The 19,560-nt window shown below is 43.5% G+C and carries 17 protein-coding genes and 1 pseudogene; 5 read left to right on the top strand and 13 right to left on the bottom strand.

The window, feature by feature from the left end:
- Nucleotides 1-22: 22 nt before the first annotated feature.
- The 3 genes from R7Q39_RS27800 to R7Q39_RS27790 form a co-directional block, all read right to left on the bottom strand.
- Nucleotides 23-1,927 (bottom strand): BRCT domain-containing protein, encoded by a 1,905-nt coding sequence (locus R7Q39_RS27800; protein ID WP_225478208.1) that lies wholly within the window; start codon nucleotides 1,925-1,927, stop codon nucleotides 23-25.
- A gap of 234 nt (nucleotides 1,928-2,161) precedes the next feature.
- Nucleotides 2,162-2,785 carry a class I SAM-dependent methyltransferase gene (locus R7Q39_RS27795; RefSeq protein WP_225478207.1) on the bottom strand — a complete coding sequence of 208 codons (624 nt, stop codon included), beginning with the start codon at nucleotides 2,783-2,785 and terminating at the stop codon, nucleotides 2,162-2,164.
- A 94-nt stretch (nucleotides 2,786-2,879) separates the two neighbouring features.
- Nucleotides 2,880-3,935, bottom strand: coding sequence for an ion channel (locus R7Q39_RS27790; protein WP_053409834.1), 1,056 nt, complete (start codon nucleotides 3,933-3,935; stop codon nucleotides 2,880-2,882).
- A gap of 163 nt (nucleotides 3,936-4,098) precedes the next feature.
- Here R7Q39_RS27790 and lepB point away from each other — a divergent pair.
- A pseudogene (lepB, locus tag R7Q39_RS27785) lies at nucleotides 4,099-4,821 on the top strand (signal peptidase I); the annotation flags it as partial.
- A 12-nt stretch (nucleotides 4,822-4,833) separates the two neighbouring features.
- On the top strand, nucleotides 4,834-5,187 hold the full coding sequence (locus R7Q39_RS27780; protein ID WP_225478205.1) for a hypothetical protein: 354 nt from the start codon (nucleotides 4,834-4,836) through the stop codon (nucleotides 5,185-5,187).
- Nucleotides 5,188-5,267: 80 nt separating this feature from the next.
- Here R7Q39_RS27780 and R7Q39_RS27775 read toward each other — a convergent pair whose 3' ends face one another.
- The 3 genes from R7Q39_RS27775 to R7Q39_RS27765 all read right to left on the bottom strand — a co-directional run bounded on the left by R7Q39_RS27775 (nucleotide 5,268) and on the right by R7Q39_RS27765 (nucleotide 10,386).
- Entirely contained in the window at nucleotides 5,268-7,346 is a 2,079-nt protein-coding gene (locus tag R7Q39_RS27775; protein WP_225478204.1) for a tandem-95 repeat protein, read from the bottom strand.
- Nucleotides 7,324-8,796, bottom strand: coding sequence for a tetratricopeptide repeat protein (locus R7Q39_RS27770; protein WP_225478203.1), 1,473 nt, complete (start codon nucleotides 8,794-8,796; stop codon nucleotides 7,324-7,326). The genes R7Q39_RS27775 and R7Q39_RS27770 overlap by 23 nt, the downstream gene beginning before the upstream one ends.
- A 117-nt stretch (nucleotides 8,797-8,913) precedes the next feature.
- A complete protein-coding gene (locus R7Q39_RS27765) occupies nucleotides 8,914-10,386 on the bottom strand; it encodes a tetratricopeptide repeat protein (RefSeq protein WP_225478202.1) in 1,473 nt (490 codons plus the stop codon).
- 209 nt (nucleotides 10,387-10,595) lie between these two features.
- Here R7Q39_RS27765 and R7Q39_RS27760 point away from each other — a divergent pair, with 209 nt between their 5' ends.
- Nucleotides 10,596-10,796, top strand: a complete 201-nt coding sequence (locus R7Q39_RS27760) for a hypothetical protein (RefSeq protein ID WP_225478201.1) — start codon at nucleotides 10,596-10,598, stop codon at nucleotides 10,794-10,796.
- A 189-nt stretch (nucleotides 10,797-10,985) separates the two neighbouring features.
- Here R7Q39_RS27760 and R7Q39_RS27755 read toward each other — a convergent pair whose 3' ends face one another.
- A complete protein-coding gene (locus R7Q39_RS27755; protein ID WP_225478200.1) occupies nucleotides 10,986-13,475 on the bottom strand; it encodes a phosphoadenosine phosphosulfate reductase family protein in 2,490 nt (829 codons plus the stop codon).
- Between the two features lie 125 nt (nucleotides 13,476-13,600).
- On the opposite strand from R7Q39_RS27755, the gene R7Q39_RS27750 reads away from it, so the two are divergent.
- Together R7Q39_RS27750 and R7Q39_RS27745 are read left to right on the top strand one after the other, a co-directional pair.
- Nucleotides 13,601-13,981 (top strand): hypothetical protein, encoded by a 381-nt coding sequence (locus R7Q39_RS27750; RefSeq protein ID WP_225481798.1) that lies wholly within the window; start codon nucleotides 13,601-13,603, stop codon nucleotides 13,979-13,981.
- On the top strand, nucleotides 13,974-14,564 hold the full coding sequence (locus R7Q39_RS27745; protein ID WP_225478198.1) for a hypothetical protein: 591 nt from the start codon (nucleotides 13,974-13,976) through the stop codon (nucleotides 14,562-14,564). The genes R7Q39_RS27750 and R7Q39_RS27745 overlap by 8 nt, the downstream gene beginning before the upstream one ends.
- 94 nt (nucleotides 14,565-14,658) lie before the next feature.
- Here the strand turns inward: R7Q39_RS27745 and R7Q39_RS27740 are convergent, their stop codons facing one another.
- The 6 genes from R7Q39_RS27740 to R7Q39_RS27715 all read right to left on the bottom strand — a co-directional run bounded on the left by R7Q39_RS27740 (nucleotide 14,659) and on the right by R7Q39_RS27715 (nucleotide 19,490).
- Nucleotides 14,659-15,414, bottom strand: a complete 756-nt coding sequence (locus R7Q39_RS27740; RefSeq protein ID WP_225478197.1) for a hypothetical protein — start codon at nucleotides 15,412-15,414, stop codon at nucleotides 14,659-14,661.
- Nucleotides 15,415-15,465: 51 nt separating this feature from the next.
- Entirely contained in the window at nucleotides 15,466-16,284 is an 819-nt protein-coding gene (locus tag R7Q39_RS27735; RefSeq protein WP_225478196.1) for a PRTRC system ThiF family protein, read from the bottom strand.
- 16 nt (nucleotides 16,285-16,300) lie between these two features.
- Entirely contained in the window at nucleotides 16,301-17,065 is a 765-nt protein-coding gene (locus R7Q39_RS27730; RefSeq protein WP_225478195.1) for a hypothetical protein, read from the bottom strand.
- 107 nt (nucleotides 17,066-17,172) lie between these two features.
- Nucleotides 17,173-18,558: a hypothetical protein gene (locus R7Q39_RS27725; RefSeq protein ID WP_225478194.1), complete on the bottom strand. Its 1,386-nt coding sequence runs from the start codon at nucleotides 18,556-18,558 to the stop codon at nucleotides 17,173-17,175.
- A 105-nt stretch (nucleotides 18,559-18,663) separates the two neighbouring features.
- Nucleotides 18,664-18,885, bottom strand: a complete 222-nt coding sequence (locus R7Q39_RS27720) for a hypothetical protein (protein WP_017190476.1) — start codon at nucleotides 18,883-18,885, stop codon at nucleotides 18,664-18,666.
- A 20-nt stretch (nucleotides 18,886-18,905) separates the two neighbouring features.
- Nucleotides 18,906-19,490, bottom strand: coding sequence for a hypothetical protein (locus R7Q39_RS27715; RefSeq protein ID WP_225478193.1), 585 nt, complete (start codon nucleotides 19,488-19,490; stop codon nucleotides 18,906-18,908).
- Between the last annotated feature and the right edge of the window lie 70 nt (nucleotides 19,491-19,560).

Raw genomic sequence — 19,560 nt, 5'->3', positions numbered from 1 at the left:
GGCCTTGTATGGTAGGAGATGGTTAGTCTTTATAGCGCTCCCAGTATTCACTCTCGGAGATGATTTCAACACCAAGCTCCTTAGCTTGGTCTAATTTCTTCTGACCCACTTTGTCACCGCAGCAAAGTACATTCGTTTTCTTGTTAACCGACTTCTGAACGTTCGCGCCTTTCGCTTTTGCATCTGACTGCATTTCATCGCGGCTACCGCTCATAGTGCCAGTGAAAACGATGTTAACGCCACTTAGTGAGCCATTCGCAGATGTCTCGCTTAATTCCTTTTCAATATCCTGTGTATGCTTGATATTGAAGCCACGAGACAAAAGAAAGTTCAGAGAATCACGACGCGCTGTAAGCGATTCTGAGATGTGCTTTGAGTTTTTCTTACCGAATCCATGAATAGCACTTAAATCGCTCTCAGTAAGGCTACCCAGTTCGTCAATGCGGAAGTGTTTAAGAATCTTCTCACTCGCTGAACGCCCAAGTTTAGAAATCCCCAAACTAGCGACAAGAAACTTGTCTTGAATAGGTTCACGCATACCGCGTTTAATCTCAGAAACAAAGTTGGCTGCTTGTCCCGAACCAAAACCAATATTGATAAATGACTCTTCGTTCATTAGATAAATCTGTTCAAAACACGTGAAATCGTTGTCAATTAGACGCTGAATCGTTGCGCTACCAAAGTTGTCAATACCAAGCATTTTGAAGTGATGCGAGATAGCGCGACCTTGCTGTGCAGGGCATGAAATGTTTTTGCACGCGATGAATGTGTTAATACCAGTCATAGGATTTTTAAGCCATTCTGTCGGCTCACCGCAGCACGGACAGTTAGCTGGAATGTTGGGGGTTACAGGCTCTAAAGTTGTTAAATGATTTGGGATGACTTCACCAGATCTTATCAAGCGAAATTTTGCTCCAATACCTAGACCGTGGTCTTTAACGTACTTTGCATTCTTCCCTGAAATCTTTGTAATCACTGCACCAGACAGTTCCGTTGGTGGGATAGTGAATACGTGGGTAATACGACCCGTCTTGCCGACAGAAAGTGTTTCACCAATAATTTCAACATCGGCTGTTTCTCCCGCTTCTTTTTTGGCGATCTGCCAGTTGTGAAAGCGATTGTTACTGCCCATTTCCGCTTTTAGTTCGTCGGATTCGACTTCAATGACCGTACCATCCAAAGGATATGGGGATGAATCTTTGGTGCGTCGTACAAGTTCATCAAGGTTAGCCAGTAGCTCGTCACCACTCACTACAATCACTGGCATGTCACGGTACATTACAAGGTGAATAGCTCCGTCTTTAAGAGCTTTTAAAGCCGCGTCGCTATATGTTGAGGCACTAGCTGCTCCGCTTACGAAATTACGTGGATGTGCGAAGTCGTCTGATAAATTTTCATCGAAGTACGTAGTAGGCATAACTACCTCACCAACGCCGTCACGAGACTCGTCACCGACAATCACAAGTCCACTATCTAGCAGTTGGCTAATGTCGTTACCGAATGTTCCATCGCCTCGTGTTACAAGTTGGCGAGTGGAAGCTACATAGCGGCCTGCAATACCGTCCAGTTTTGCTAAGACACGGAACTTAACATCTTCTGGATTCATGCCAATTGAGGAAGCGATTGAATGGCAGCGATCAACATAGGTTTTGATTTCACTTAGTTCATACGCCTTGTCTGTCGAAAGCATGGGTCTTGGATGCCCTATACGACCTTTCGCATTGTCAGCGGCGGTGTCAGTAGGTTGTGGTTGTGAGAAAAAAGCATTTTCAGGATCTTGAGCGAAAAGCTCACGAGCATAAAAGTCAAATGATTCGTCAGACACGACTGGAGAGCCTTTACGGTACTCGCTGTTTAGGTAAACACATAGCTCTGATAGCTGAGTAGTTGATAGTGTCTGAACTGGTTGCGTAAGTAGATTTTGCATTTAAATTTCCACAGTGTTTTGGTTGGTTCAAAACAACTATATTTACAATTGGAGATCGCACAATAGCTGAAAACATAGCGATATATGGGCAATAAGAGGGGAGGTTTAGGGGTATTAAAACTACGTTGAAGATAAACAGACAGAAGTCCCACAAGACACCTGCCTGTTATTGTTCTTCGGTGAGAAAATTGATTGTGACTTCTATGCAGCCCGGCGCGACTGATCAACAGTGAGTTATTGTACCAAGCTAAGTTGCGTGGAGTTCTCTGTAACCTCTACGAAGTCATGTGAGCACTCAACTAATCGAAATGCGCCTTTTGTTGGAATCTCTCTAACGGATGCAAAATACTGTTGTGCTTCCTGCTTTAGCTCGTTTTTCAGGTAACCTTTTTGGAATGTTGATCGGAGCGTTCTTAGACCGTCTTGCTCACGAACACCCTTTAAGCCGCGGTCAGTGGAAGACCGAGCGGCAATATACGCTTTTCCTTTACAAACCGAGGCCATTTGTTTCCATACATGGTCACGTGCAGCTGGTGGCAAAGTGTTAACGACGAAAGCAGAAAATACCGTGTCGTATGAATTGCCCAGTAGTTCCGGGAAGGGAGCGTACACATAATCATAATCGTGGCAAAAAGCCACTTTGTTAATCGCGTCTGAATCTTGGCTAGTTCTGCCTTTGCCGTAATTCAAGACACTACCTTTAATCAATCCTGCTTTGAGCAATTGCTTGAGTGGAGCCGATGGAGAGCTACGAGCTATAGAAGTCCTCGCACTGATTTTGAAGTCTTCTATGAGCGATTCTGTAGGCACTGTAGGCTGTAGAGAATCAATTGGTACGGAGAGTAACTGTTTGGGCATGTCTAAATCCTTCATTGTTAATTAGGATCTATATTTGCAGGCACTTTAAAACGCGCAAAAAAAATGGCCGCTGAAAGCGACCATTGATACGTGTTTAAGCAGCTTGCCAATCGACTTCATCGCTCATGACTCGATTAGCGGCGATGTAGTGAATAAAATGACCAGACTCTACCAAATGGTTTTCATCGGGATTAAGGATTACGTCATCACCAGACTGTAGTGTTGAAACTGCAATCAACGTGGCTTTATTTCTCTTCCTCATTATGTCAGATAGCTGCCCAATGCTTACTGGAGAGTGTAAAAGAGGGACTTGCAGAGAAAATTGAGTCGCACCCGTTAGAGGATTTAGCAACTGGCTAATCACTCGACTAGAGCCGGGGTCTTGCATCGATCGTGCAAGTAAAGATGATGTCCGGTTCGTGCCGCATTCAACATTCTTGCAGTGTTTGTCTAACAGCTCTGCGTTCGCAGGTGAATCAAAGTAAGCAACGATGTGGCATTTTTCATTTACAGCAGATGATAACGACAAAGAGGCCGTCAAGGTCTGTTCATCATTCTCTGCGTGGATAATTACTCGATTTGCCGCGTGTGCCGCGATTCGTTCAAGTTCATTTACATCTGAAAATGAGGTGACTTTAGCAAAGGACACCTCAGATAAGTCAGGCAAAGGGTGTGTCATTGAAGAATCTTTTACGCATAAGAGAATATTTCCGTTTTGGCGTCGTTCGTCAGATAAAATGCACTTGATCAGTGAATCCGTTTCTTCGCCCCGGTAGCCGACAACGAGAACGTGTTTATTAAAGCTATTAAAATCTGAGGTTCCATTCATGTTTCGCTCGATAATTTCCCGTGTTTGATTAATCATTTTCCCAAGTAACGCCCCGAAGATGGCTAAAGATACCGGTAACTGGTAGATGGCCATGAACAATGAGCCTGGGTCAGTTACAGGGGTCAGTACGCCGAACCCAACTGTGCTTCCTGATACCGACATGTAGCGGATAAAATTAATAGGTTGAATTAGTTCAAATTCACCACATAAGTAAAAGCCAGCCCAACAAATCGCGTAATGCAGCCCAACGACACCGAGCAACGACCGCCATGTCACTTTGTGTAGGTGGTGTGCAACAATCTGATAGACCTTACGTATCATTATCACTTGTTCACCCTGTAATTAACGAAAAGTGCAATTCTAACGTTCAATGTTGAACATGCAAGATGTACGAGGGGAATAAAGTCTGCGTCAATACAAAACTGAGAGATTTTCAAGAGGTAGAGTGTAGGGTAATATTTACCACACTTTCAAAAAATAATGTATGGCGGTTACCGTGGTAAACTTTTTCGTTTTGACACTGGCGTTTGTTACGTTGGTTTGTGCAATCATATGGCTGTTGGAGCGCCATGTATGGATGCCTGCACGCTATAAATCAATAGTTACATTGCATAGCGAGGTCACTAGCGACGTCAAGTTAACAGCCCGTCGCCCGGTGTTGATCTCCGTCATTTGTATGCTGTTTCCCGTTATCCTCTATGTATTCCTAGTACGCTCATTTTTCTTTGAGATCTATAACATACCTACAAAATCCATGTTGCCGACGTACAAGGTTGGCACATCAGTGTTGATCGATAAATTTGCTTACGGGGTGAGCGATCCGTTATTCCACAATGTTTTGTTGTACCGGGAGAAACCAGAACATGGTGATGTAGCCGTGTTTATGCTGCCAGATAATCCTGGAATAAATTACATCAAACGTATTGTAGGTGTCCCTGGTGACACAGTTATATACAAAAATAAAGTGCTTACTGTTGAATCGAAATGGCTAAAATTAGTGGAGTTCGATAACGACACTCAGATCGATAAAACTAAATCCGACAGAATCGACAGCTTCTTTATTCAGAAAGGCATGGAGAAAGGGATCTGGAAAGTTCCAGAAGGTCAGTACTTTGTTATGGGAGACAACCGAGATGAAAGTCAGGATAGCCGATTTTGGGGCTTTGTTCCTCAAAGCAATCTGGTTGGGAAAGTCATTTACAGTTGGTAATCAGATTCTATGAAAGAACAAATTGAATGGATAAAAGATCAGTTCGATAAACGGTTGAAATCATTTAACTCTAAACAGCCTTTGTCGAGTTACAGTTACATTAGTAAAGTTATCCAGAATACAGAGAATGCGTGTCCCTCTGGTGAAGATAAGGAACAATTCCTAATACTAAGATGTGAATGTATAGCAAAGCTTCTGACGCATGTTTCTAAGCTACCAAGTGGTGTTAATGTGGATACACACTTAATGTTGCAAGAACTTTTAGCTGATTTAGAAAAACATTATGCAGGAAGAACCGATACTGCATTAACTCGTGCTTTTGGTCTGCATGTTAAAGGTTTGAAGTTAAAGTTTATGGTGTAGTAGCTATACATCAACACAAAGCAGCTAATAAAAAAGCCACCGTTTGGTGGCTTTTTGTTTATGTCTATCAAGGAGTTTTGTTATTTAACATCAAAACTGATTTGGAAGTTAACAACACCATCTTCACCAGCCACTACAGGGATAGCTTTAACATCGACAACACCTGGTGATGGAATGTCATAGCTAATCACTGTAGGTACACCCGGTTCAATTCTTTGGCCAAGAATAGTCACTGGGAAAGTTACTGAACTATCCATCGTGATGGTTAGGTCATATGTACCGGTGATTAGATTACCAAGGCTGTCTTTAATGCCGGTAAAGTACACCGCGTTCATCTTCTTACCTGCTGGAGTTTCGAATTCCTGTGGAATACTGAACGTCTTAAGCAGGATAGAAGTTAGAGTTACTGGACGATCATCACGTACATATACCGCAATGCGTTTCATTGCCATACCGCTGTGGCCATCATCGACAAGTAATTCAAGTGTGTAATCACCCATGTCTGTATCACTAGGGCTCAACGTCAGAGTACCTTTTGAACCATCAAATGCGAACTTAGCCCACTCAGGAAGTGACGATTTGTTAAGTTCAGTCATTGTGGCCGTTAGGGTATCACCGTCAACGTCATTAGCGAGGTACGTGTAATCCTTAGTGGTTTCCACAGTGATCTTGATTTCCTCTTGTCCATCGACTGTAGGAGCATCCTGAACACATTCAACGTTGATGTTTGATGTTGCTATGTTCGATTTGCCACCCTCAGTGGTGATTTGGTAGGTAAATGTATCAAAACCACAGTAGTTCTCTGCCGGGGAGTACAGTATGTTGCCATCTACCCATTCAGCTGTACCATTTGCTGGGTCAGAAACGATGTCATACTTAGAAATTACGCCGCCATCGATGTTGTAATTTGGCGAAAGTAATTTCGGTGTATCTTCAATAACAGTTTCGGTCACACCATCGAGTATTGGAGCGTCTACGACACACTCGACAAAAACGTCACCTTTCGCCAGTTCAGATTTACCTGCAGAGTTTGTCACGCTGTACTGGAACTCATCGTTACCACAATAATCAGGGTTTGGCGTATAAAGTAGTGAAGCACCTTGCCAAATTACCGTTCCGTTTGCTGGAGCAACTTCGATGTCACGTGATACGAGGTTACCACCGTCAAGGTTAACAGTCGGTGTCGCGCTCTTAGAGTTGTCTTCTAGTGTTTCAATGAAGACATCACTAACAATCGGCGGATCAACAATACAGGTAACATTGAGGTTTGCAGTACCTACGTTTGAGTTGCCGGCTTCTGTAGCCACTTGATACGTGAATGTGTCTGCACCACAGTAGTTAGCATCCGGGGTATAAACAAGATTGTTACCATTCCATACTGCCGTACCATGTGCAGGCAGAGACTTGATAATTCTCTTAGTTATTGTACCACCATCAATGTTGATACTTGGACTTAGAGACTTGTTAGTATCTTCATCAAGCGTACCACTCACATTACCAATGATCGGTAAGTCAACAACACAAGCAATACCAACAGTACCGGTTGCTATGTTTGAGTAGCCACCCTGAGTTTTAATGCGGTATTGGAAAGTATCTGAACCACAATAGTTATTCGTTGGGGTGTAAACAAGTTTGTTACCTGACCATGAGACAGACCCGTGTGCAGGTTGAGTTGTCACGTAACGCCCAGAGATGGTGCCACCGTCAAGGTTCATGCCTGGCGATAGTGTTCCGTTAGTGTCTTCTGTGATGTTGGTGTTCGAATTACCAAGTACTGGAGCATCAACTACACAGGCCACGTTGATGGTCGCGGTACGCGTAGCAGACCAGCCAGAAGAGTTGGAAGCAGAGTAGGTGAATGTATCTCGACCACACCAGTTAGCGGCTGGTTTGTAATAGACATTATTGCCTGACCAGCGAGCCGTACCATGCGCAGGGCCGCTATTGATTCTACGTCCAGTGATGGAAATAGAACTGCTTAGGCCCGGGTTCATTGTCGTTGCGCCGTCTTCATTGATTGAGCTAGATGTATTGCTCAATGATGGGACAGGTGCGGCAGCTGGTGGAGAACCACCACAGTTAGCACTTGCCTGATGACTTGTGACTATAAGAGCCATCATCAGCGCAAGTTTACGATTAAACGTTGGAGTTATTTTCAACTTGGAAATCTCCCTGTTTTGCATACACATCTAATTTCTCTTTTGCGCGTGTATCACCAATTCGATGCGCTTCCTTGTATAAGCGAAGGGCAGCTTCGGTATTGGCATTAATCCCACGGCCTTTCTCATACATTTCGGCAAGGTTATAAGTACCTGATGGGTCATCTAGATCCGCGGATTTTTGATATAGCTTTATTGCCATTTCATAGTCTTGCTTGGTGCCTATTCCGTTCTCATACATCCAGCCAAGGTTGTAAATCGCGTTCGGATAGTTCATGTCAGCTGCGGCACTAATCAGTTCAAAAGCTCTCTTTTCGTCTTTCTCGATGCCTTGGCCGTGGATTAGCTGCCAACCTAAATTAACCATCGCATCAGCATTGCCAAGTTCGGTACCGCGAATAAAATGCTCGACTGCTCTAGGAATATCTTGTTTTGTTCCGGTAGATGACAGGTAGAACTGCCCGGCATATGAGTGGGATAGTGGGTAATCCTGCTCTAATGATTTTTCTATCCAATGGAAAGCATCTTTATCATCAACCGTAATGCCTTCTGGTGCTAAGTCATTAAGGGATGAAATGGCAATTCCTAGCATGGCCTGAGCCCGAGGGTTTCCATTGGTCGCTGACTCTTTTAGCCACTCGACAGCTTGAGCTGGATTACGGTCTACGTCATGGTCATACAACAAGATTTCGGCAAGCATTGTGTGCGCAGAATCGTTTCCTTGTTCTGCTGCATCTTCGAAAAGTTTTAGTGCCATCTCTTTGTCTTGCTTTACCCCGGTGCCTGAGTAGTAAGCATTACCGGCATCTAGCATGGCTTTCATGTCGCCAGTTTTAACAAGAGAGAGATTCCATTGCATCACTTGAGCTTTTTTAGCAAAGCCTGGCTCAAAACGGGCACGTTCAACTAACCAACGAAGAGCTTTAGGACTCTCATTGTTTGCGGCGGTTAGATATAGTTCAGATGCCTTGTTTATGTCTTCTGGTACGTTGATACCTAACTCATAGAAACTAGCTAAAAGTAGCGTGGCATCAATAGAGCCGAGGTCGGATGCAGTTTGATATAGCTTTAGTGCACGCTCTATCTTTGGTTCGCCGCCGATAGCACCCATTTCAAGGAGCTCAGCCAGCTTAATAATGGCGGATGTGTTTTTGGTTTGTGCTGCTGCAGAATAGAACTTATATGCAGCAAAATAATCATTAGATGACAACGCCTGGTCGCCATCTTCAATTAGCTTAAGGGCGTCAGGTTGCTGAGCAAGTGTAAGTTGATTTGCAGAGATTTCATCGGCGGTTAGGTAATCGCTTGCCGATATTTGATCTTGCACTTCTACGGCTAACTTATCGTTTGTTGGCGCTTCACTAGATGGCAGGGGTAAAACGCCCTTGTAGCCAGCGATAGCGACACCAAGAGAAAGTGCCAATAGTGAATATTTAAATGGGCGTTTCATTGACCCCTCCGGTTACTTTGCAAAGTAACCTAGAAGGGTAGAGGATATTCAAATACTGGGTGTTTAATAAGTAGTAGTATTTAGGTGGTGATAATTACTAGCTGAACAGCTTGGCTATTAATGGTCACAAGCGTTTTTAACATCGAAAGACCCATTTTTATGATAGGTATCTAGTTTGCGCTTTGCGCGTATATCACCTAACTCATCTGCCTTTTTGTACCACTCCAAAGCCTTGTTGGTATCTACGATTAATCCTAAGCCTTGTTCATACATAAAACCTAAATGGTATGCCGCCGAGGATATATTTAAGTCTGCAGCTTTATGGTAGTACTCCATTGCCTTTGCATAATCAACAGGAACGCCAGCACCTTTCTCATAGACAAAGCCTTTTTGGAAAATAGCATCCGGGAAATTCATCGATATTGCCTGGTCGATTAGCTGATTTGCGCGGTCATAGTCCTTATCAATACCGGTTCCCGACTTAAGTCGGAGAGCAAGACCAATCATAGATTTTGGGTCACCCAACTTCGCACCTTCTTCGAAATGCTCAACAGCTTTTTTAAGATCTACACCTGGTCCAAATGACGCTAGATAGAAATCTCCAGCGTACCCATGAGCTAATGGTAAGTTTTGATCCAGCGCCTTCTCGATCAATTGAAAAGCCCGTTCGTTATCAGGTTCAATACCAAACTCTTTATAGTCATTAAAACCGGATAGGGCATTACCTAATAAAGCCTGAGCTCTTGGATTGTTGTTGGCAGCAGAAATTGACAAAAGCTCTGTCGCTTTTACCGGGTCGGTTTCTATGTCATGGTCATCGAGAAGAATTGTTGCCAACATAACTCTTGCTGAATCATTGTCGGCCTGTATCGCTTTCTCTAATAATTTGATAGAGGTAGTTTTGTCGATTTTAGTGCCTTGGCCAATATAATACGCGTTGGCAGCGTCAATCATTGCTAGGGCATCACCTTGATCGACTAGAGATAGGTTCCATGCTAATACCTGCTCTTGACTTGCAAATTCAGGCTCACTTTTAGCATGCTCTACTAGCCAATGAATTGCTTTGGAATTCCCTTTATTTGAGGCTATTTGATAGTAATGTGATGCCTTATCAACGTTCTCTGGTACGTTAATTCCCAGCTCATAGAAATTAGCAAGGATAAGAGTCGCATCTAATGACCCCAGCTCAAATGCGACGTTATAGAGTTTTAACGCTCGATCAATGTCGGGTTTCCCGCCAATGGCTCCCATTTCAAGTAGTTCAGCAAGTTTGATCATGGCCGAGGTATTGTATTTTTGAGCGGCTGCGCTGAAAGCTGAGTAGGCTGCGAAGTAATTATTCTCCGATAGGGCGTTATTACCGATGTTTAATAAATCTAATGGGTCAGGGTGCTCGTTCAGCATGAGTAGGGATGACTGAATCTCTTCATCAGTTAAGAACTCAGTTGTCAGTGGCAGACTTGCAGACGCAGTATCCTGCAGTTTGTTTGAAGGTGTAGGACTTAGAGTTTTATCGGAATAGCCGTGATAGCCAACAAAAGCCGCACCTAATGCAATTGCTAGGAGCGTAATTTTAATCGGGCGCGTCATGACCCCTCCATTTGATTGTTACAATTCAGTTGTTAATGTAAACGTTTGTTTTTTATTGAGCGGTTGATAACTACTGTTATTTAGCTGGGGTTGTTTGATTGCATAGCACTGTCGTCAGGCAACAAAGATTGAAACTGCAACATTAAAGATAAAGATTGTGACAATATAGTTTGAAACTAAATTAGGCTACGGACATAGAAGGATAAGCGATGGATCAAGCAAAAAAATGGACTTCGGAGCAGTATGATGCGGAAGTAGCAAATTTGGCTGGAATGTATAGCGCACGTCAAGACCAGCTATCAGGGGTAATCTTGCCTGACGATCCGTATTGGACACCGAACATTGACAAAGCAATAGCTGAACTGGAAATCAAGATTAAAGAATGGATAACTCTCGATGAGTTCGATTAGTTTCGAACTTTATTGTCATATTTTCATCAGCATAGTCATAAGATAGAACATTAGTTTTAATCTTTATTGTCACACTTAGTGGCAAGTCACCACGGTCGCAACAGGCTTCGTAAAAAGAAAAGTTCTAATCATTAATGTCTAGCGACAAGCACCTTGGAAATAGAAACCAAGGTGCTTTTGGACGCGGTATTAAGCGGCTAGAAAAACAGATAGGTCCAATTCAATTTGGTCTTTTTCATGAACCTTGATGACGATATTTCTATCCTGCGTACAGGATGATTTATGGCCATCACCTTTATACCAACCGGTTAGTGACGCTTTGCATCGCTGAATGCTGTCTCGAAGCTCTTGTTTGAACTGGGCAGGTGCAATCCGGGCGTAATCAGCAAGATGATCGGAATCGAAATTATCAAAGTTTCCAGATTCAAGGATAGTTAACCATTTTTCATTCATCTCTAATTGATGCTTGTAGCCTTTCTGAATGTACTTTTCAGTTTGAATCTCACGTAGAGAAGTGATCTCATTACGAAGGCCGTTCAGCACCTTTAAACGACGGGGAAGCTTGTCACTGTTAAGGTTTCCTGAAATGGTATCAACTTGAATCTCAGCATGAATGCTGGTGGCCATGACAAACAGAGACTTGAATAACTGTTCGTTGTGGCGCTGCATCGAAATTTCTTTCTTGAGGCTTTTGGCTTTTGCTGCCAATTTCGGATTAGCTTTAGCCCAAGCTTTACGCTTCGCAGCGATTCTCTGCTCTTTTTCTTCTCGAATAGCTTCGAGCTCTGCAGCCTTGTCCTGTTCAATTTTCAATTCTGCAGCAAGTACTTTGTACGCCTTGTTATCAAGGATTAAACCCTGATATTTAGGGTTGTTGGCAATCTCTTCCATAGATAGTTGGCCAGTTAAACCAAGCGTGTGGTAGGTCTGACCGCGTTGAGCCATTTCGTGATAGCGTGCAGCCTGACCTTTTCCTAGTTGTACAGCACCAAAGCGAAGTAAATATGCAGCCGCGTAATAAGGTGTGTAATAGCCGTCATGGGCTTTTGGACGAAGCCGTGGATACTCTTCGTGCACAATGAATCGCGCTGCATCGATGTCGACATCAAACAACTCTGATTCAACGTAGTCCACAACTCGTCGTAAACCTTCCTTAGTACTCACTAAGCGGTGAGTTTGGTCTTGGTGACTATCAAAGTAAGCGAATTCCGTCATATTGTCGCTTAAACCATCAAGGCCAGAGTTGTCACCCCATTCGCCAACATGCAACCAAAATGGTGCTGGTTGGGGAGTTTTAGGGGTGGCGACCATGCTATCTACTTCTTCTAGCAGCTCAAGCTCACCATCCGTATAAACCAGATGCCATATATCAAGCGCTTCAAATGGGCGCTTCTGGAAGTGGTGGAGTGACCAAAGCATCTCGATAGCAATCAGTTGGCGTTCATCAATGATCTGGAATTGTGGCTCTGACATACGCAGGTTGTATTCTGTCTCAGGTAATGTGCCGTTAAGTACCTTCTGCTTAATTTTGGCAGCTCGTTTTTGTTCAAGATAATCGAAGCTAAGAATCGCGTGTAGAAGTCGTTTAAGAACAGCAGGTGAGTATACGTCCGGCTGAATCTTAATGTACCCGCCAATGTTAATTGTTCGGCCAACAGGATGACGCATATCCCAGTTGTAACGCGTAAGCTCAAGAAAGCGCTGTACGCGGTTCAAGCCCGTCATATAACCATAACGTTCTGGATCAGTTTCAAGCAATGTAAGCATAGATTTATCAGCTGGAGAGGCGAGGCAATATACGCAACCATGACGACTGCCACACGAGCTTTGTCCAGCTCCACCGTCTGTATCAGTATCCGCTTGGAAAACTACGCATTCACCCGCGCCGCTATCGCGGTAAATGTCGACCGTCTGGTAGTGGTCTTCAAGGTAACTTGGTAGCACTGAACTTGGGCGGTTGCCCGAATAGGTCAGGTACTCCCACACATTAGCTGATGACCAAGTTTTTATAGGGTATAGAGAATACTTGTTACCTGATTTACTGATCTTGATGTCATCACCACCCATTTTGGCGATGTTGTTTTTTCGGATAGTTCCTTCCAAGTCACGAGAGCCAAGAAGCATGATCAGTTTTGCTTTCTGCTCTTTCGACATCAATTTTGTATGTTTAGAAACAACTCGGTTAGCACCAGTGATTTTTAATTCATGGGTACACTGACGGAATTTTGATGAAACAAAGGTTGGTAAGCCACGACCACCAAGAACGCGAGAAGCCCATGTAGAAGATAAGCTAGGGTGTGCAATGTAGGTCACTAAAGGAAGCGAGTTTTCCATAATGAAACTATCAAGGCTGTTGATTTTGTTTTGGGCAAGATTACGAATTTCAGGGTTATCAATACCTGTATCAACATGCACCAAAAAGTGGGCGTTTGAAATGGCTTTACCTTCACGCTTAGCACGCATTAACGCAAGCAAGAATAGCCCTAGAACAGTTTCGCTGTCTTTGCCTGAGCTGTACTGAATTTGGTAAGTGTAGCCTTGTATAAGATAGCGATAGATTGCATCCACTGAACGTAATGTAAGAGGTGTGATTTCACCGTCAAAGTCTATAAGGTCTTGTTTCCATGTATCCCATGAATCTAACTCTTTTACGTCGATAGTGTTAACTGCATTAATCATTTCTATTCGCCTTACTCGCTATTTGAATTTCCAAATTACTACGGAGTTTCAAACGCACAAGAGCGTGGTATTATGGCAATAGAAACATAAAATACTTCGATATTAAAAATAACGTTTAGGTTGATATGAATACATTGATGAAAGTCATCCTCACGGGTGCAATTCTATCGGCTAGTGCTTCTGTGGTGGCTGTTAGTAAGAACGATACAGGGATTACAAAAGTTCTCGCGGATACTGCTGAGTACTTCATGGAACAGTACCCAGAGATGCGAAGGGAATCTGAGTATTTCAATGTCCAATTAGTAGAAGATTTTGCTTTCAAAGCCACGGAATCCACCAGCTTGAAGGAACAAAAAGATGCTTTGGCATACTTGGAGTTGTTCAACAAAGAACTCAAATCCAGATGCGATGAAGGTATAACGGACGAACGCGTGTGTGATCGGTTAGTGCATCTAAAAAGTGCAGAATCAATGTTACGACAACTTGCAGCAGCAAAACATGAATAGGTCACTTATGGAATATGCACAGACCACCCATAACTCAAAGTTAATTTGGGTTGGTATGAACGAACTGGCATTCATGGAAGACGCGGCCATACAAGAAAACGTAGCAGTTGGTCCGGTAGTGCAAGATGTTGTTCATACACCAGAGAAGTACGAATTAACGCATAAAATTGTGTATGGCATTTTGCTCGTGAACCGCGATGAAGATTATGAACAATCCTTCCAAAGACTGTCTGAGAGCACCAACAGTTTTTTCAGCACCATATGCTCAAATCAGTGCCATACATACCGCTTAGTTGATTTGGTAGTGAAGCAGGATAGTCGGTTAGCAAAAGCGCATAAAATAAAGTTTGCTGCAGTAATTACTGTACCTGGAGACTTTTCAATTCAAACAGGGAATAGACGTCTTTTAACGGGGTTCTTAAGACCTCAGTCAAGCGTTGACCCGGTAACTGACATTTATAATCGTCAGGGGTTAATCCTTCTTACTGGGCAGGAAGATGACCCAAAAGAGAAGTGGAACGGAAAGGGGTGGAAGCAGTACATCAACCTGTCGCGCTTAAATGACTCAATCAAAGACCTTTAGGTGAGTTATAAACAAAAGCCACTATAAAAGTGGCCTTTGCTTTAGATATTGAAAATATGCCCCGACAAATTGAAGGCTGGTGGGCGTTCCCGCGTTAGTCTTGATAATGCTCATGGTAATAGCGATGCATTGAGCAACCACCTTTAGAGCAAGGCTTTGTTGATGCAAGACTTGCAAAAGCAGCTCTCGATAAATGAGTGATAATGTCTTCGTGTTGCTCATTCATCAGTCGAAAGCCTGTATCAACGGTTTTTATCTCTTCGAATTCGCTGAACAGGGAAGATAGAACTCGTTTAAACACTTCACTTCGATATTCTAAAGGCACATAGGCTTTTTCTACTGGTACACCACTGATCCCCAGTTTTGGCCCTACAAAGTCAAACATTGACGCTGACATTTCACGATCAAGCATAAACAGGTCTAGAGCCGCAGTACTAAACTCACTGTCTGGTATTGGCTGAGTTGCTTCGTCACTAGCACGTTCACTGGCCGTAGCTTGGTAGGTCAGCAACCGTGACGCAGAATAGGCGTGTCTGCCAATCTCTGCCGGTAAGAACGTCATGTTGGTCAAGTGCAGGAAGTTGTCGTGTCGCTTGATAGAAGTATCAACGTCAGCCCCAACGATGTCAGCGGCATACGACCAGATTGTTTGCACCGAATGAAGTATTACAGTTAGACCATATCGCGCTGCGTGGCGATAAATGGGGTTAGGAACTGGCTCACCATCTTTGAGAATGCTCAGTACAGGGAATTCATCAGTCGCTTGTTTTACCCACGACTCGTAAGCCGCATCAATAGCTTGAGTTATATTCGTGAAGTATTCTCTTGTGTCTTGCTCTCTCTTTTTCATTCATGTTCCTTGGTTAAAGCAAATGCAGGGGAGAACCCCTGCAATAGTTGGTTAATTAATATTTTCTTCTTGGTAGCCATAGAAAGACCACTGCAAAGGATCTACCGGCATTTTGGTAATCTCGGCTTGATGCAAGTCGATGAATAAGCCGTGATGCTCAAGTTTTCCGAAACGAAGTAGGGGGAATAGCAGCATTGACGCTGCTGAACGTGCAGTCATACCATTGATGCCGAATGTCTGCTTTTGAATGGCTTCCTCGGTACTGCATGAAGCGGTATCGACCTCAGTCTTAGCGGCTTCTTCCCATTGCGAACCAAACAACTCGAAAGGCGTTGGAAGTCGTTTTTCACCGTAGAACTTTTGACGACTCGCATTACCGAGCAGGACATTTGATTGATGGTTATCATTGCCCATGTCTAGCCATAGAGCACGTTTAACTGAGGTATCAAGTGCGCGACCAATCTCATACCTTACGGATGCTTTATCTACAGCCGTGATTAGTAGGTCATATTCCTCAGTGACTGCCATCTCGCCAGTGAAGAAAACAGGTTTTGATTTCCAGTTAACGCCACCGAATTGATTGAATCGCGTGATCAGAACATCAGCTTTGTTGTTGCCGACATCGTGTTGCCAGAAGTTTTGGCGAAAAACATTGCTTTCAGAAACAAGGTCACCGTCATAGGCTGTCACTTCGAATCCATCACAACCTAACTTGGTGAGGATCCCGAACATTTGGAAAAGCTCGGTCAAAATCGAAGAGCCAGTGCCACCACAACCTACGAGGGCAATTTTGAGTTTACGGTCTACCCAATCACTAGGGACGTAGAATGTACGAGCTGTGTTTTCGAAGCCAAATTTTGAATTAGTCATATCTGTTCCCTTAGTCTTATAGTTCTTCTAGTACTTTGCTTAGTTTCTCGTATGGATAAAGCTCATTAGCAACATCCACCAGCTCACCTGTCAGGTTCTTACTTTCCCAAAACGCACGTTGGTCGGGGATGTCGTCTGGAAGCTTGATAGCGAGGTTATGCTTAAAGCCATCAAATGCACTCATGTACAACGTATCTTGAATTTCTTTGATGTTGCTTGAGCTAAGTTGCTTCGGTAGGGGAGCTGACCCCTGACACAAGTAATGACTATCAAAAACGTTTGCCAGAGGCGCGTAATAAGTCATTGTGTCGAGGGTTGGGCGTTCATCACTTTCTAAGGCAAACACATACAGTGTTTCGCTGTGCTTATTCAGAACAAAGAGCAACGGTGTCCAAGTGACATTACGAAGTGCCTTTGGGTGAGTGCCTGACATTCTGTACCACATAGGGCATTTAGTCGCAGGGGTGTGCCATACAAGCAATCGGTCTGATTCTAATAAGACATTTTGAGGGATTAGGGAGTACTTGGAGACTTCCGAGCCTTTAGATTGTTCCTTGGCTTCTGCTGCCTTTGCTGCATCGTTAGTGTCTTTGATTTTTTCAAGCAGCTTAATCACAGCATCGGTATCAATGATCACGCCACCTTGCATTTGTTCTTCATGGAACTCATGGCGTGTGACCGCGTAACCTCTAGGGCTGTTGAAGAACACTAAGCCGAATTCTGGCTTAGGGTCTTTATGTTGGTTATTGATGCTTAAGCGCGGTTCTTTCTGAACTTGCATGGTACTTCTCCACAGTGATTTTGTTGGGTGGTTAGCCCTTGGTTAAATGGGTTGAAGTGGTTAGCCTCAACCGATATTTAAGATGGTATGCTAAGTTTGAAATCGCGCTAGACCGAAGCAAGCAACATCAAGCACTTGTCAGCTAGATGAATGTTTTCGATAGTGCGTAGACCTGTGTCGTTAGCCGATAGGTCAAGGCGAAGTGCGCCACATTCACCGATTGATTGACGGTGCTCGTTTTCTACTTCAAGAGTGTATTTCTCGATGTCGCTACCAGTTGTGATAAAAGCGAAACAATCGATCGGATTGTCACTGCCAAGCAACCACGGTGAGTCATATGCTTCATGTCCTAACTCAATGACAGTGCGTAACGTAGTTTTTAGTGCGGCAATGCCTTTAACGTCATTCGGGTTTAGTGGGTTAGGACGGATTTTATTTACAGTTTCTAACAGTCCCATAGCGTTCATAATGACTGATTGACCGCGATAGAATGGGGTATCTTTCTGATACCATTTCGTTGCTACGGTTGCTTTGTAGTACAAGGCAGCGTTGATAACGTTATGTAAATCAATATATTCATCGTGCGAACCAATAGCTTTGAAAATTAGTGGGTTGATGTCGTTCAACACTTCTTCGATGGAATCTTCATCGCAGCCAGTGATCTTCTGTACTTGTTCAGAAGTCAGGTCAAATACTTTGAAAATTTCAGCGTATGCTTCAAGCGTTCCCTCGGTATCACAATATTCCAGTGCCATCGTTTTAAAGTTCATAAGTGATAGCAGACGCAGGGTTTGAAAATACATTGTGCCGACACTTGGGCTGAATTGGTCTAGGTCGAATGACAACGCTGATACGCGAGAGCAATGCTCAATACGGATGCTTAGGTCATTGAAGCTTTGGTCTAGTTCATCGTAGTCTTCGCCATAGCACTCGTCTTCATCGAGAGTTAAATCAAAACCCCAATTCGATTCGGTCGGAGTAACGTACCAATGGGCAATGTCAGCACGGATAGAAACAGGGGCTTCAAATGCCTTAAAACATGCTTCGATTTTGTATTGCTGATCAGTTAAGCCAGTTTGGTAGAAACCAAGTACCTTTTTGCCAAGCTCTTTTGCAGCAGAAACCTGCTTTGTAGTGCCGATAGGAGCTTCTATAAGGTTCTCGATGTCGAATTCGGTCAACATGCCGTGTTTGAGTCCAAACAGCGCGAGAGCTTCCCAAAATGAGGTTTTTTCGATGATGGTATCTTGGTAAACATCTTCGCGTTTATAACCCAAATTATTACGCACACTCTGGCTTAATATAAGCTCTTGCGGCTTAACCGCTGCGTACCAAGGGGCTAATGGCTTAAAGCCACCAGCCGCCTTGTTTGTGGCTTTATTAACATGCGCTACATGAGCGGTGGAATGTCCTTTAGTTCCATTGATTCCGGTAAGGATGGAGAAAGGTGTTTGATTTTGTGAACCACTGAATTCAACTGATGTATTACGCATGATTTTTCTTCCAATTCAACTTCTTCGACAGAATGATTAGCCATGTTGGTGGCGCACTTATCGCGCCACTGGTTTAACTTCTCTTTGATATTGTCTGCCATGTGCTTAACCGTTTGTTTTCACTGGTGGCGGTACAACAGGTAAAACCATACAACCATTCTCTAATCGCGCATCTTCCTCGTAGATTTCAGTCCAACGTAATTGAGGAAAGTGCTGTGCCAAAAGTCGTTTATTGTCTTGGATTGAACCAAAAGGGTTTGGGAAATCAATCAGTGTATTGCCTAACTTGAATTGCCATTTCAATTCTGGTGTTGCTGTATTACTCATATCTCGGATACCCCTAAACCTTAAAGTGCGCCATTCTGGAAGAAATCAAAGTTGTCGCTCTCAAGTGACATACCCTCGTCATCAGCCTCTACCGCTTCTGGAGCATCTTGAGTTGCAACTGCATCAGTTGGTGCGGTTTCTACCTTATCGGCTTTCTCTGGAGCTTTTGGCGCGGTTTCAGTGGTATTTTTAGTTTCTACTGCATCTGAATTTTCAGTTTTTGCAGCATTCTTTTTGTTGCTTGCTTTTTTAACCGTAGTTTTAGGGGTAGTTGTAACGGCTTGAGTTGAAGCCTTAGCAGCCGCAGCGTTAGTTTTTACGCCTTTCAGTTGAAGTGAAGCAGGAGCAAAGCCCTCACCAAATTCTGCAAGCTGTTCATCAAAGACCGCATCAACATCTTCTATCTTGCCTAAAACACGCATAGGCGTGGCTAGAGCTGAACGTAGTGCCATCTGTTTGTCGTCTTCAACCTTTGGCAGACAAGCAGCGTTAGAGGTTGGAATATTAACGATGATTACTGCATCTTCGTTATTAGTGTCAATTGTGATGATTGCGCGAGTTTGACCGGCAGCTTTAACTAGTTCACATACGTTTTTTAAATTCATTTTGATAATCCACAGTGTTATTGAGAGTAGGGAGTGGTTAGTTCCCGTTGGTTATGTAATTCATACTGAG

The sequence above is a fragment of the Vibrio sp. 947 genome (assembly GCF_033339115.1).
Taxonomy (GTDB): domain Bacteria; phylum Pseudomonadota; class Gammaproteobacteria; order Enterobacterales; family Vibrionaceae; genus Vibrio; species Vibrio alginolyticus.
This window is presented reverse-complemented; position numbering and strand designations above follow the sequence as displayed.

Bases quoted from the DNA above. Each gene is read 5' to 3' on its own strand.
- R7Q39_RS27800 (WP_225478208.1), bottom strand. From the start codon at position 1,927: ATGCAAAATCTACTTACGCAACCAGTTCAGACACTATCAACTACTCAG.
- R7Q39_RS27795 (WP_225478207.1), bottom strand. From the start codon at position 2,785: ATGCCCAAACAGTTACTCTCCGTACCAATTGATTCTCTACAGCCTACA.
- R7Q39_RS27790 (WP_053409834.1), bottom strand. From the start codon at position 3,935: ATGATACGTAAGGTCTATCAGATTGTTGCACACCACCTACACAAAGTG.
- R7Q39_RS27780 (WP_225478205.1), top strand. From the start codon at position 4,834: ATGAAAGAACAAATTGAATGGATAAAAGATCAGTTCGATAAACGGTTG.
- R7Q39_RS27770 (WP_225478203.1), bottom strand. From the start codon at position 8,796: ATGAAACGCCCATTTAAATATTCACTATTGGCACTTTCTCTTGGTGTC.
- R7Q39_RS27765 (WP_225478202.1), bottom strand. From the start codon at position 10,386: ATGACGCGCCCGATTAAAATTACGCTCCTAGCAATTGCATTAGGTGCG.
- R7Q39_RS27760 (WP_225478201.1), top strand. From the start codon at position 10,596: ATGGATCAAGCAAAAAAATGGACTTCGGAGCAGTATGATGCGGAAGTA.
- R7Q39_RS27755 (WP_225478200.1), bottom strand. From the start codon at position 13,475: ATGATTAATGCAGTTAACACTATCGACGTAAAAGAGTTAGATTCATGG.
- R7Q39_RS27750 (WP_225481798.1), top strand. From the start codon at position 13,601: ATGAATACATTGATGAAAGTCATCCTCACGGGTGCAATTCTATCGGCT.
- R7Q39_RS27745 (WP_225478198.1), top strand. From the start codon at position 13,974: ATGAATAGGTCACTTATGGAATATGCACAGACCACCCATAACTCAAAG.
- R7Q39_RS27740 (WP_225478197.1), bottom strand. From the start codon at position 15,414: ATGAAAAAGAGAGAGCAAGACACAAGAGAATACTTCACGAATATAACT.
- R7Q39_RS27735 (WP_225478196.1), bottom strand. From the start codon at position 16,284: ATGACTAATTCAAAATTTGGCTTCGAAAACACAGCTCGTACATTCTAC.
- R7Q39_RS27730 (WP_225478195.1), bottom strand. From the start codon at position 17,065: ATGCAAGTTCAGAAAGAACCGCGCTTAAGCATCAATAACCAACATAAA.
- R7Q39_RS27725 (WP_225478194.1), bottom strand. From the start codon at position 18,558: ATGCGTAATACATCAGTTGAATTCAGTGGTTCACAAAATCAAACACCT.
- R7Q39_RS27720 (WP_017190476.1), bottom strand. From the start codon at position 18,885: ATGAGTAATACAGCAACACCAGAATTGAAATGGCAATTCAAGTTAGGC.
- R7Q39_RS27715 (WP_225478193.1), bottom strand. From the start codon at position 19,490: ATGAATTTAAAAAACGTATGTGAACTAGTTAAAGCTGCCGGTCAAACT.